The organism is Pseudomonas sp. NFR16, assembly GCF_900108875.1.
Lineage (GTDB): Bacteria > Pseudomonadota > Gammaproteobacteria > Pseudomonadales > Pseudomonadaceae > Aquipseudomonas.
Window position 1 is genome coordinate 128,377 of sequence record NZ_FNYJ01000004.1, and the last position, 13,447, is coordinate 141,823.

Below are 13,447 nucleotides of genomic sequence, written 5' to 3' on the forward strand. Positions count from 1 at the left end.
GAAAGCCGCACAGAATGCGTGTTAGACGCGGGTTCAAATCCCCCCGGCTCCACCACTTTTACATCTAAAGACGTCCACGGACGTCTTTTTTTGTGCCTGCAACCACGCAAATACGCGGCCTCCAGCGCTTTTGCGGTCTTTTGAGAGTTTTTGAGTTCCAGCCATTCGGGTATTCCAGACGGTATTCCAGCTCACCTGGTGCTAATCTTTGGAATACCGAATCAGTGCTTGAGGACAGTCTCATGCCTGCTCAGAACCTCCGCCTGTCCGATCGACAGCTCAAGGGAGTCAAACCGGCGTCCAAGGATTACGTCCTTACTGAAGGTGACGGTTTGCAGCTCCGCGTACGCAGCAACGGCTCGTTGCTGTGGAATTTCAACTACCGCGAACCGGTGACCAAAAAGCGTATCAACATTGGCTTCGGGACCTATCCCGAACTGTCACTGGCGAATGCACGAAAGATGGCAGTCGATGCGCGCGAGCTGCTCGCCCAGGGCATCGATCCGAAGGTGCAGCGCAATATGTTCAATGAAGCCAAGCGCGCAGAAACGGAACACACCTTCGAGAACGTGGCCACCGCCTGGTTCGAGCTTAAGAAACACTCGGTCACCCCGGCATACGCCGAGGACATCTGGAAGTCGCTCACGCTGCACGTACTCCCCGACTTGAGGACGGCACCACTCGCAAAATCACCGCGCCGATGGTGATCGCATTGCTTCGTCCAATCGGAGCGAAAGACAGCTTTGAAACAGTCAAACGTCTTAGCCAGCGGCTGAACGAGATCATGACCTACGGCGTAAACTCCGGCCTGATCTTCGCCAACCCGCTCACCGGCATCAGGACTGTATTCAAGTAGCCAAAGAAAGAGAACATGGCTGCGGTTCCGCCCGAAGAACTCGCCGAGCTTATGCTGGAAATAGCGAACATCAGCATCAAACGTACCACCCGCTGCCTTATCGAATGGCAGTTGCACACGATGACTCGCCCCGCCGAGGCAGCGACTACTCGCTGGGCAGACATCGACTTTGAAAGGCGTGTCTGGAGCATCCCACCGGAGCGGATGAAAAAGCGCCGCCCACACAGCATCCCGCTTAGTGATCACGCTGTCGCACTGTTGGAGTCATTGAAGACACACAGTGGCCATCGCGAATACGTTTTCCCAGCAGACAGAAACCCACGCACCCACGCCAATAGTCAAACGGCCAACATGGCGTTGAAGCGCATGGGGTTCCAGGATCGGTTGGTGAGCCACGGCATGCGCTCGATGGCCAGCACCATCTTGAATGAACATGGGTGGGATCCGGAGCTCATCGAAGTGGCACTGGCGCACGTCGATAAGGATGAGGTGCGGAGCGCCTACAACCGAGCCGACTACATCGAGCGCCGGCGCCCGATGATGGCCTGGTGGAGTGAGTACATCCAGAAAGCCGCGACCGGCAGCCTGCTCGCCTCTGCATACGGCCAAGCCAGAGACAAGAACGTGGTGCCGATCCGCTAGCGCTGTACAGGCTCAATAACGGTAGCAACAACAACTGAGCGCTCGAGATTCAGGGCAAGCAGTCTCGTTTATCCGCTTGTAAGCGCGGGTCCTTCCAAACAGGGCTGCAAAGCCGCCCTGTTTGGAAGGACCTCACTTCGAAAAACTAAAAGCCACGACCTTGTCCGGGGTTTACCACGGAACTCCATATGTGGATAACCTCACTCCAAGTCCAGAGTAACGCTGAATTTCGGCCCTTGACCGGATTTATTCACAAGCGTAGAACTGGCCGTGCAAGCGCTGTCGTTGACAGCACCCCAGGTGGCCCGAACCTTCAAGGTCACGCCGCTCCCGCGGTGGTTCTCCCCTAATGGCGATTCGCGTCAGGCAGCTCGCCCGGTCACCTCCCCGGTGATGGATGCCTACTTCAGATCATGGCCCTCATGCGCCAGACGATTACTCCGCTGCCCTGCAGCAACCTATCCGCTTGGCCGAATCTTGCGCCAACCTGCGCCCGTCTCTTTCTTCTGGAAAGAGACGGGCACTCCTACCACTGCTGCAGCCCTGATCGCACAGGGCGTTGCGGCATTCCCCCTCGTGACAATCGGCGTGACAAACGCCGGTGTCACCAGCAACAGCCATGCAGATGATGGTGCCGCAGACCAGGGAATGGACTGCACCTAACTGACAGTTAGGCATGCCCCGGTCATCGCATTGCTGCTTGCACCTGGCTCAGGATCTCGCGGCGCTGGTCTCGTCACCCAGTGCAGCCTCCACCCGCCCACCGGTAACGGTGCTCAGGAGGCCAGATCATGAGATGCCCTTGCTCCCGGTCGTAAGGAGCCGCCAGTCCAGCGTAGCGGACATTCCCCACAGGTCGCAGGGGCCTTGATCCCTGATAACACTCAGCATTCTTGGCGGGATGACGTGGGGCGAGGGTCGGAGATCGGAAGATGAGGTGACAGACATGGCATTAGTGGGTAGACGCAATGGCCGCAATTTCGGCTACGGCAGGCAACTGAACTATGCAGGGCCGCAGGCGTTGAAAGACATGTTCGGCGGTGGCCACTACGGCACGGTCAAGGCGCACTGTGATCGGTGGCTAGCATTCGTGAAGTGGTGCCGCTCCGAACAGGGGCCCGGGATCAACGATGCGCGGCAGATTGATCGGAAGGTGTTGGCCGACTATGCGGCGTACCTGCGCGACGTGATCGGGCGCGGTGACCTCGCCGTAAGCACCGCACAAAATCGGCTATCCACCGTTAACAGGACAATGGCAGCACTTCGCGGTGATCAGTGTGTGAAGTTGCCAAGCCCGAGCAAGGCGCTGGGTATGCAACGCGCCGGGGTTCGACAGTCGGTGCCCCAGGGCCAAGACCGTGAACAGGTGAAGCAGATCGTCGACGCGCTTTGTCATCGAGATCAGCTACGGGCCGCAGCGATCGTTCTGTTAGCGCGAGCCACCGGTATGCGCTTGCGTGAGGCCATCTTGGCTGACCTGCCACGGCTGAGTCGTGAGGCCAAAGAATTCGGCAAGATCAACATTCAAGACGGCACCAAGGGCGGCCGCGTCGGCGCCTTAGCACCCCGATGGATTACGGTGGATGATCACATTCTTGATGCGCTTGGTTTTGCGCGGCAGGCGTCGCGTTCCGGTAGCCGCAATCTAGTTGCGCCTAATGAAAGCTACGTGAAGGTTCTGCAGGAAGTCGTCCGACCTGCGCGGGATATCCTCCATGCCCACAACATCAAAGGCTTTCATGAGCTACGGGCAGCGTACGCATGTGAGCGCTACGAGCAAATCACCCAACACCCCGCCCCTATCAACGGCGGCCAATGTTGCCAGGTACAACGGTACCTTGATCGTGAGGCCCGGAGGCAAATCAGCTATGAGCTGGGACACGGTCGGATCGACGTGGTCGCTGCGTACATTGGAGGGCGGTCATGACTAAGCCATTCGATATGGAGCTGTTCTTGACTGGCGTCTTGACCGGATCGCATGCAACGCGGCAACGCCATTTGCGACAGGCCGCGATTATCCAAGCTGCAATCGCAGCACGCTGGCAGCGAGACACGCCCTGGGCTTGGCAGAGAAAGCATGTTGCGTGGTTTCTCGATCATTAACTCGATAGGCGAAGTGAGGCGACTCGGTCCTACTACATGCTAACAATACGGTTGCTCGCCCGTCGTTTAGAACAATCATGGGTATTCAAACAATTTCAGGACTAGACAGATTATCTGCTTTTTCATCCTAAACGCCGTCATCTAATCCACCAAGGCCGTGGGCGTATAGGGATACTTCTGCGTCCTTCTCGTAGGCTGCGAGCCTCCACTACCAAGCGCTCGCTCATCCCACTGATTGCAAAATGCCTCTATTGAGCTAGAGTTCACGGTTGCGCAAAGAAACTCGCTAAACCCTAGAGGTCAAGGATGCAGATAATATTCTCGGATTGAAGCCATCTATTTCGAATCTGGCATTTCGTGAACCACAAGGATAATCAGCCTCCGGCACCTCCGCACTTTAATTTTAATATTTATCTAGCTTAGACCACTGCAAAAGGCAAGACATGAAGCTTTCGGAACGATTCAAACTCTCCAAAACTCAATTCGAACTTGACTTTGTCGATATTGATACTGATTTTGATACGCGATTATTTGTGGACCCTTATCTTCTTGGATTAAGACCGGATCGCTGGTCGATAAAGGCTGCCAGCTCAGTAAGATCCTTTTTTTCTCATTTCTTAGATCTAGTTCGCCAAGGGAAAGAGGACGATGCCTTTGAACTCTTCTCTCATCTTCATGAGCCTAATGAGACCTGCCTCGGGCTTTCTGCAGGGAAACCTAGGGGTAACGGAATTGGTAGTGAGGATGCAAAGAAACTTTTCGAAAGTATCATGGGAAGCAAGGCAATACAGTCCGGAAAAATTACCGACCTAGAAGACTTTAGACTATTTATTCCAGGAATCGGCAAAGATAAAGTTTCAGACATGACTACCAACCTCATACGAGGCAGCCTCATTACCTATACACAGGCCCAATGCAAACTACATAAAATAAAATTAACAGCTGGTGTTTCCGCCGGACCTATATGGGATACATCCCGAAAAAAGTGGATATTTACTCATGAAGACACCCTGCTTATTGAAGGAAAAAAGATTCTTCTCACCCCGAAAGGAATCGTTTCTTATAGCAAGGCTTACGCCCCTGAGAACTACTATAATAAACATGTACTTGAATATCTCCAACATGAGCACATAAGAACAGGTAGCATATGGGTCGAGCATCGCAAGGATGGAACTCCTTATATCTCAAAAAAGAGCCTAAAAGAAAATGTAGTAAAAGACTTTACCAAGGAGTGGTTATTCGACTTCACAGAAAAACACCCACTAGTTTTTAAATCCTTTAGAGATCAGCAAGCGCAGCAGGTTAGATCTCTCCCTTCTGATTCAATTGCTCCCGAGCTCAACTTGAATTCAGTAGTAGAGCACCTGATTGCGAAGCTACGCTCGATTAAGCAGGGGCCATCAACGGCATCAGACTATCACAAAACAATAGTTGGTATTCTTGAAATGCTACTTTACCCAAACGCCTCATCACCTGTACTCGAAGCCGAGATAAACCAGGGCAGAAAAAGGATTGATATATACTTCGAAAACTCAGCTAAGGAAGGCTTTTTTCATACACTCCATATGATTCACAAGATACCCTGCCCGTATATAATTATCGAATGCAAGAACTACTCAAAGGACATACAAAACCCCGAGCTTGATCAAATGATTGGACGATTAACCGTTAATCGAGGAATGCTTGGAATCATAACATGCAGAGAGATATCCAAAAAAGAATTATTCATTGAGAGATGTAGAGACTCATTTAAAAATGGCCACGGCCTAATTATACCATTAACTGACACAGATCTAATATCAGCACTTGAAAAGCTAAAGCTCGAACATAAAACCCCACTAGAAGAGGTGCTTAACGAAATAAAAAATACCATTATCATGTCCTGACAGAAAAAATTAGTAGTGGCGACAATTGGAGGGGGTGTTCCGATTGTTGCCACCTTAAGTCCATTACTCTCGTCTCTAAAAAATCAGCTGAAAAAAATCCTCACCTCCTCCGCCGACGCGCTTCCCGTCGAAGAAGAGCAAAGGTGTATTGCCGGAGGCCCGCTCAGGGCTGTTGCCGCTGACCAGTTCGGGAAGGAAGTGTCCAGCCCCAGCAATAATTTACGTCACGGCCAACATCCGTTCGTCTGATGCCGATTGCCATCACCTGCCAGCCAGAAACGGCCCATTCTGCAAACTAACGAACAGAGGGAGAAAAGGCCGCTAGTCGGTGGGCATGGGGGTCGTCGCGGCCTTCTTAGCCACGCTCAAAGTACCTAGCGAATACTGGCAAGCTATACGGCTAGCAGAGAGCGTGTGAGAAAAAACACAAAAAAGCTGCGCAAGTGGCGAAAACTCTTACAATCTTACGCCAGATTTCCTACACATTTTTTTGCCCCCCGATACTCAAGAGATAGCCTTGTGAGTGACTCAGACAGCCCATCCGCGCCACTGGTCGACGTAGTGAAGCTTGCCGCATCCCTTCAGCGTTTCGCAGATGATCGCGACTGGCAGCAGTTCCACTCCCCAAAAAATCTCATCTTGGCGCTCACTGGCGAGGTAGGAGAGCTGTGCGAGATTTTCCAATGGATGAGCGATGCCGATTCGCTCTCCGTAGCTAAAGATCCCGAAATCGGCCTAGCCGTTAAAGACGAATTGGCGGACGTACTGATGTACCTGGTTCGCCTGAGCAGCGTGCTCGGCATTGACCTCAACGAGGCGGTGACACGGAAACTCGCCTCGAATGGCCAAAAGTACCCCGTGGATAAAGCCAGAAGCAGCAGCAAAAAGTACGACCGACTCTGACCAATACGCACCTAAGGACAACCCGTGATCGTTTACGCTGCGACCAAACAGCAATTTCTTAAAGACAACGATAACGATGACATTGAGGATGTCATCCTCAGGCATTACAAGGAAGCTACCGGCAAGAACGTTGGCTCCTCGGAAATCAGGTCGTGGCAAGGGTCCCTGACTTACATGGCCAAGGTCCTTAGAGATGAGGACCTCCCGAGCGATGCAGGCCTGGCCATTGAATTGCACATTCCGCAGTCGTCGAAGCGAATCGACTTTCTACTCACCGGTCGCGACGAAAACCAGGCAAAAAAGGCCGTACTGATCGAGCTGAAGCAATGGAGCAAGGCCAACGCCACAACCAAGGATGCCATCGTCAAAACGGCATTGGGTGGCGGCCTCATCGAGACCATTCACCCGTCCTATCAGGTTTGGTCATATGCAGCGCTGTTGGAAGGCTTCAACGAGGCGGTGTATGACAAAAGCATCGAAATCCGTCCGTGTGCCTACCTCCATAACTACGTCAGCGACGGCGTCATAGATTCAGCTCACTATGAGCCCCACATCAGCAAGGCTCCGCTGTTTCTGAAAGGCCCGGAAGAGCTCAGTAAACTCAGAAACTTTCTGAAAAAGCATATAAGTCATGGCGACAACAAAGAGGTTCTTTACGAGCTGTCCGAAGGAAAAATTCGCCCATCCAAGGCGCTAGCCGAAGCCCTCGCGGGGTTGATGAAAGGCAAACCCGAGTTCGTATTGATTGACGATCAGAAAGCAATTTTTGAGTCGGCGCTTGCTGCGGCAAGCGAGGCTTCGGACCAAGCACCCAAAGTGATGATCATAGAAGGTGGACCGGGCACCGGAAAAACCGTTCTGGCTATCAATCTGCTGGTGAAGCTCACCGAATTGAAGCTGATGAGCAAATACGTCTCCAAGAATGCCGCCCCTCGCAAGGTCTACGAAAGCAAACTGGTTGGCACCATCAAGCGCAGCCATTTCTCGAATTTCTTTTCAGGCTCTGGGGCATTCATCGACACTGAGCCCAACACATTCGATGCGCTCATCGTGGACGAAGCTCATCGGCTGAATGAGAAAAGCGGGCTTTATGGAAACCTTGGGGAAAACCAGATCAAGGAACTGATTGACTCAGCGAAATGCTCCATTTTCTTTATTGATGAGGACCAACGTGTAACGTTGAGCGATATCGGCAGCAAGCAGGCGATACGCGCCTTTGCAAAAGCCAAGGGTGCTGTGGTTGAAGAACACGTGCTGTCTTCGCAGTTTCGCTGCAGTGGATCTGACGGTTACCTGGCATGGCTGGATGACACGCTAGGCATTCGCTCAACGGCAAATCCGACGCTCGAGACTAAAGAGTACGAGTTTAAAGTGTTCGACTCACCTCAGGCGATGCATGAAGCAATCAACGAGAAAAACCACGGAAACAAAGCTCGTGTGGTCGCGGGCTATTGTTGGCCTTGGATGAGCAAGAAAGACCCCACCGCCGCTGACATCGTCATTGGTGACTACAAACGTCAATGGAACCTTAATCAGGATGGCAGCCTATGGATCATCGCTGAGAACTCCATCGAGCAGGTTGGCTGCATTCATACCTGCCAAGGTTTGGAAGTCGACTACATCGGGGTGATCATCGGGCCAGACCTAGTCGTGCGTGACGGTAAGGTAGTGACATCCCCGGATGAGCGCGACAAGCACGATAAATCGATTCGCGGCTGGAAAAAAATGATGAAAGAGCAACCGGCCCTCGCGAAAAATGAAACAGACCTGATCATCAAAAATACATACCGAACCCTGATGACACGCGGGATGAAGGGTTGCTACCTGTACTGCACCGACAAAGAGACTGCGCAATACTTCGAGAGTCGGCTTAGCCAAAACAGCAATCATTGACGGTATCGTTTGCTAGGAGCCCCTGTACCTGCGAGCGCAGGGGCAACAATCAACAGCGCGAGCATTTAGTTGATAGATTCGGCCCCTATTCGTTTTTGGGGCGGTTCTCAAAAAGCACCGTCCATCGGAGTCCAGGCCACGCAGCTTCCCAACTGGTATTTCAAGCACGTTGAACAAACAATTATTTACTAGCCAGAACAGTTAGATACCGCCTTGTTTCAAATTACCCCGGCCTCATGTCCGCAAAAAAAGACGTCCTAGAACGTCTTCTTTTTTTGCGGCAGGAATTGGGTACTACACTCTCAGCAGCCCAAAATACCCCCGCCTTGTCCCCAACCCAACTAAACCACCCCATTCCCCCGCTTAGTCACATCATTCTCCCCACCCCTGATCTGCGGCGTGGGCTCGGGGTCGTTGCTGGTGCGGGCGGGATGGGTCGGGTCGACTTGTGGGTCGTCAAGATCGGGAGAATCCGGATCAAAGCCCAGCTCACCTTCGCTCTCGGGCGTTGGTTTTTCAGTGGTTGATGGATCAGTTGCCATGGGATGAACCTCCATTCTCAAACAAAAAAATGCCTGCTAATGGAGGTTCGAAGCCATGTCGGGAGGTGAGTGCCCGGGAACAGACGGACGGCGAGTTAGCAGTTCTCCCATACCCCGACCCTGCCACGCCGGCCCTCGGGCGGTTCGCTGTCGAGGTGGGGGCTAAAGTCGACCGCGAGGAACATGCTGATGCCCTCAAACACTCCTGCCATCCCACGCCGGCACCAACGTCAGCCGAGGAAGACCAACGCTCGGAGACAGCCGTCGAATAACCGCCTTCCAAGGACAAGTTAACTGCGCGCCCATTGGTACCGAGCACGATGCCCAGACCAGAAAGCCGATGAGGTGTTTTTGAGAGCATGCCCCCCCATGACCTCGGTTGTCACAACGATATCAGCGGCGTAGAATCCGCGGCATCTGGCTGTACCTCCCCATACCCATAATAGTTTGCTGATCGCATGCACCGCCCTGGCGCCGAGCCTTGTGCGGCGTTTCTGCTTGTCGGCGTTTTATGGGGAAGGCGTCGCCCTTACCGCTTTATCTCCTTTTGAGGCTGATGCGTCATTCAATGAACACAACCGATGCTCGCACTGGTAGTTGGCTCAGCGTCATTGCGCTGGCCCTGGCGGCCTTCATTTTCAACACCACTGAGTTCGTGCCTGTGGGGCTGCTGAGCGCCATCGGGCACAGCTTCGACATGACCACGGCGCAGGTCGGTCTGATGCTGACGGTGTATGCGTGGATCGTGTCGCTGACGTCGCTGCCGATGATGCTGATGACGCGCAATATCGAGCGGCGCAAGTTGCTGACGTTCGTGTTCCTGCTGTTCATTGCCAGCCATGTGATGTCCAGCATGGCGTCGAGTTTCGGGATGCTGCTGGTCAGCCGGGTCGGTATCGCGCTGGCGCATGCCGTGTTCTGGTCGATCACGGCGTCACTGGCAGTGCGTGTCGCGCCGGCGGGCAAACAGGTTCAGGCGCTTGGATTGCTGGCGACCGGCACGTCGCTGGCGATGGTGTTGGGCATTCCGCTGGGGCGCGTATTGGGCGAGGCATTGGGCTGGCGCACGACGTTTCTGGCGATTGCGGTGGCCTCCGGCTTGACCGTGCTGGTGCTAATCAAGTCGCTGCCGCTGCTGCCCAGCCAGAACTCGGGTTCGCTGCGCAGTCTGCCGATTCTGTTCAAGCGTCCGGCTTTGGTGTCGCTGTATGTCCTGACGGCGCTGGTGATCACCGCGCAGTTTACCGCTTACAGCTACATCGAACCGTTTGCGCAGGTCGTCGCGAAGATGAGCGGCGAGATGACCACCATCGTGCTGCTGCTGTTCGGCGGCGCCGGGATTCTGGGCTCGATCGTGTTCAGCCGTTACAACAACCGTTATCCGCGCGGGCTGCTGATTACCGCCGTCGGCGCGCTGGCGCTGTGTCTGATTCTGTTGCTGCCGCTGTCCGGAAAGGCATCCTGGATCGCCACGCTGAGCATTGTCTGGGGCATGGCGATCATGTGCTTTGGCCTGGTGATGCAGGCCAAGGTGTTGGCGATGGCGCCGGATGCGACGGACGTTGCGATGTCGCTGCACTCGGGCATCTACAACATCGGCATCGGCGGCGGTGCGTTGCTGGGCAGCATGGTCATCAGCCAGTTGGGCATCGCCAACGTCGGACTGGTGGGCGGACTGGTCGCCATCAGCGGCCTTTTGCTGGCGTGCCTGGCGACTTATCGCTACGGCGAAACCATCCGCGCCTAACCTCCAACGCGCTATCGGCATGGCGCCGCGTCAGGCGCCATGCCCGCATTTATCACGGTCTGGCGTGCTGCCAGACGGCCCGAATGAAACGTTCCGCGGCTAATCATCATTCCTGTCGATATCCAACATTCCTGCTTTTGCCTTCCGCTCAAAATTCAGGAGCGTAATATGGCCTTACACCCAAACACGAACCGAGGGCAGGAAAATGATCGTACATATCCTTACTTGCTTGACGCTGACAGCTTTCACCAGCTACGTCGTCGCCCTCAAACTTTTCGATCTGGAGTCGGTACCTGCTACCGCAGACGAAAACGATAGTCGTGTTATGGCACGGGCCAACTAAGGCCAAGTAGCTGACACTTATCAGCACCTTTCAATGTTCAACTTTCTGTTTGATGCGGAGTAATCGACATGACCCGAGACGTCACTTTGCACGTTAGTTTTCCCAAATTTGGTAATAACTATTACTCACAACATGTCATCACCCGCAAAGCTCGCCACAGCCTGATTGAAGACACGCGTTTCGACGCCTTCATGATGCCGTCGGCGGGTAACCACTTCAGTAACGAGGTGGTGGGCTTCAACGATCAGTTCCGCTTTTTGACTGATGTGTTGGCCATGCATCTGCTGGAAGTTGAAGAAGCGCGACCTGCTCAGCGAGCTCGTCAAATGAGTCAGTCGCGCAGCCTGTAATCACAGGCCATTAACGCAGCGCGAGCCAGTGCTCGATCCCCCGCTGCGTTGATGGCCTGTTGCTCTTCCCTGCTCAATCGAGCGCTCTCAGTTCACGGCGGTTGATCTTCTGGACAAGCCTCAGCGACTCCCCGGCATTTAACTCAAAAATTTTGCACTGAATCTGCAAAATTTCGAATTTGCCTGCCTGCGTATTTCTCACCACAATTGGCGAGCTTTGCCACGATGGGAAGCTGCCGCATCAGCCTTCCCGTTCGTAATGCCTTTGAAATATCTGGCACTCGCCCCTTGTGCAGGAGCTTGTCGACATGGACGGGCTCCGTTTTTCACCCTTGGAAAGTCTCGTTTGAAAACGCTTCTGCGCAGCTTCATCCCCCACTCGCTCAACACTCACCCGGCGGAATGGTCGCGCGCGGCGATTGGCGCGTGTCTGGGCATTTTCATCAGTGCGCTGGTCTGCCAACAGGTGTTTGGCGTTGATGTGGCGCTGCATTTACTCGGCCCCGTCGGTGCATCGGCGGTGCTGCTGTTTGCAGTGTCGACCGGCGCGCTCGCCCAGCCGTGGTCGGTTCTTGGCAGTTATCTGATTTCGGCGCTGGCTGCACTGGCGTGCATTCATCTGTTCGGCAATACGATTACCGCGGCGAGTATCGCGGTGTGTTTGGCTATTTTGCTGACGTGCGTGTGCCGCTGCCTGCATCCGCCAGGCGCGGCCATCGCCATTTGCATCGTCACCTCGAAACATGAGCTGTCCGCGATGGGCATGCACGTATTGGCGCCGGTCATGCTCAACGCGGGCTGCCTGTTGTTGACCGCGCTGGTCTACAACAACCTGACGCGGGTGCGGTATCCCAAAGCGCAGGCCAAAGCGGCGACGATTGCTGGCCCACAGGCGGTCGAAGGTTTCATCGCGGCGGATCTGGACAAAGCGCTGGATGAAATCGGAGCGTTCGTCGACGTTTCCCGTGACGATCTTCAGGCCATTCTGCATAAGACCGAGGCCAACGCGCTGCGGCGCAACCGGGATGATATCGACACGGCACAGGTGATTTCACGTAGCGAGCACAGCCTGTCCCTCGATCATTCAATGGCAGACGCCATGAAGCTGCTTGCCGCGCAAGGAAGCAAACACCTGCCGGTGCTGGACGCTGATCGCAAGGTCATCGGCATCATCAGTCTGGTGAACTGACGCAGGTGCTTCGTCTCAGATCAGCGGATCCCAGCGCTGCGACCAGTCTTCGCTTTCCCGGGCGATCGTGCGCAACAGCTCGAACGCCCGAGGCAGTGTCGGCGAGGGATTGTCCCGCGCGTAAACCAGATACGTCGGATAGCTGAATTCCGGCGCCATTGGCACTCGTTCGATGATTCCGCGATCAAGGTAGGACTGCACCACCCGCGTGCGAAAGTAACCGGAGCCGCCGTTGTCGAGAATGTATTGCAGCGCCAGCGGGCCGAGGTTGAAGGCGACAGCCGCCTTGGATTTTTCTGGCATCGCGGCGTCGTGTTGCTGACGAAAGGCCGGGCCCCAATCGATGTAAACGTACGGCTCGGGCTTGTCGACCACGCGGATCAGGATCAGCTTTTCCTCCAGCAACTCCTCCACCTGCAGGCCCGGCCAGTAGGCGGGCTGGTAGACCAGCGCGGCGTCCAGCACGCCCCGCTCGACATCCTTCATCAGCGCCTCGCCCTCTCGGACTTCGGAATGCAGCGCGTAGTCCGGAATCGACGCTCTGATCTCCCTCACCCAGCTCAACATCAACGGGTTGCACAGGCTCATTTCCGCGCCAATGCGCAGCACGTGCCGATAGCCGTCGGGCAACGGCAAGTCTCGTCGCGCAGCGTCCCAGGTCTGCACCAGCTGATTGGCAAAAACCACGAACGCTTCGCCGTCCGAGGTCAGGCGGGCGCCCGTGCGATTGCGAATGAACAACTTGCAGTTCAGATGGCCTTCGAGCTTTTGCACCCGCGCGGTGATGGCGGTCTGGGTGACGTGGAGCTTTTCGGCGGCCGCCATGAGGCTGCCCAGGCGAACGATTTCGAGGAAAGTACGGGCGAGATCGATGTCCATCGGTGCGTTTCGGCTTCTGGCGGTGTGGGGGGCTGCGCCATGGTAACGCAGGCCCTGAACGGCGCGTGCGCAGAATGCCTGCGAGAGGAGCGGCAGGTGATCGGGATGAGATGG

The 13,447-nt window shown here is 54.9% G+C and carries 9 protein-coding genes and 2 pseudogenes; 9 read left to right on the forward strand and 2 right to left on the reverse strand.

Going from position 1 to position 13,447, the window contains the following annotated elements; translation table 11 throughout:
- Positions 1-242: 242 nt before the first annotated feature.
- From BMZ10_RS16655 to BMZ10_RS16685, 6 genes and pseudogenes are all read left to right on the forward strand, one after another.
- Positions 243-1,498, forward strand: a pseudogene (locus BMZ10_RS16655) (integrase domain-containing protein).
- 946 nt (positions 1,499-2,444) lie between these two features.
- The gene (locus tag BMZ10_RS16665; RefSeq protein ID WP_093464543.1) at positions 2,445-3,425 is read left to right on the forward strand and encodes an integrase domain-containing protein; all 981 of its coding nucleotides are present in this window, start codon (positions 2,445-2,447) and stop codon (positions 3,423-3,425) included.
- Positions 3,422-3,706, forward strand: a pseudogene (locus BMZ10_RS28030) (hypothetical protein). The gene BMZ10_RS16665 and the pseudogene BMZ10_RS28030 overlap by 4 nt, the downstream one beginning before the upstream one ends.
- 338 nt (positions 3,707-4,044) lie before the next feature.
- On the forward strand, positions 4,045-5,487 hold the full coding sequence (locus tag BMZ10_RS16675) for a hypothetical protein (protein ID WP_093464546.1): 1,443 nt from the start codon (positions 4,045-4,047) through the stop codon (positions 5,485-5,487).
- 519 nt (positions 5,488-6,006) lie between these two features.
- Positions 6,007-6,390, forward strand: a complete 384-nt coding sequence (locus tag BMZ10_RS16680) for a nucleotide pyrophosphohydrolase (protein WP_093464549.1) — start codon at positions 6,007-6,009, stop codon at positions 6,388-6,390.
- Between the two features lie 24 nt (positions 6,391-6,414).
- Entirely contained in the window at positions 6,415-8,283 is a 1,869-nt protein-coding gene (locus BMZ10_RS16685) for a DUF2075 domain-containing protein (protein WP_093464554.1), read from the forward strand.
- Positions 8,284-8,624: 341 nt separating this feature from the next.
- Here BMZ10_RS16685 and BMZ10_RS16690 read toward each other — a convergent pair whose 3' ends face one another.
- A complete protein-coding gene (locus BMZ10_RS16690) occupies positions 8,625-8,825 on the reverse strand; it encodes a DUF6021 family protein (protein ID WP_093464558.1) in 201 nt (66 codons plus the stop codon).
- Between the two features lie 568 nt (positions 8,826-9,393).
- On the opposite strand from BMZ10_RS16690, the gene BMZ10_RS16695 reads away from it, so the two are divergent.
- From BMZ10_RS16695 to BMZ10_RS16705, 3 genes are all read left to right on the forward strand, one after another.
- Entirely contained in the window at positions 9,394-10,572 is a 1,179-nt protein-coding gene (locus BMZ10_RS16695; protein WP_093464561.1) for a sugar transporter, read from the forward strand.
- A 411-nt stretch (positions 10,573-10,983) separates the two neighbouring features.
- Positions 10,984-11,265 carry a hypothetical protein gene (locus BMZ10_RS16700; protein WP_093464564.1) on the forward strand — a complete coding sequence of 94 codons (282 nt, stop codon included), beginning with the start codon at positions 10,984-10,986 and terminating at the stop codon, positions 11,263-11,265.
- 346 nt (positions 11,266-11,611) lie between these two features.
- Positions 11,612-12,454 (forward strand): HPP family protein, encoded by an 843-nt coding sequence (locus BMZ10_RS16705; RefSeq protein WP_256214523.1) that lies wholly within the window; start codon positions 11,612-11,614, stop codon positions 12,452-12,454.
- Between the two features lie 15 nt (positions 12,455-12,469).
- On the opposite strand, the gene BMZ10_RS16710 is transcribed toward BMZ10_RS16705, so the two are convergent.
- On the reverse strand, positions 12,470-13,333 hold the full coding sequence (locus BMZ10_RS16710; RefSeq protein ID WP_093464570.1) for a LysR family transcriptional regulator: 864 nt from the start codon (positions 13,331-13,333) through the stop codon (positions 12,470-12,472).
- Positions 13,334-13,447: the final 114 nt, after the last annotated feature.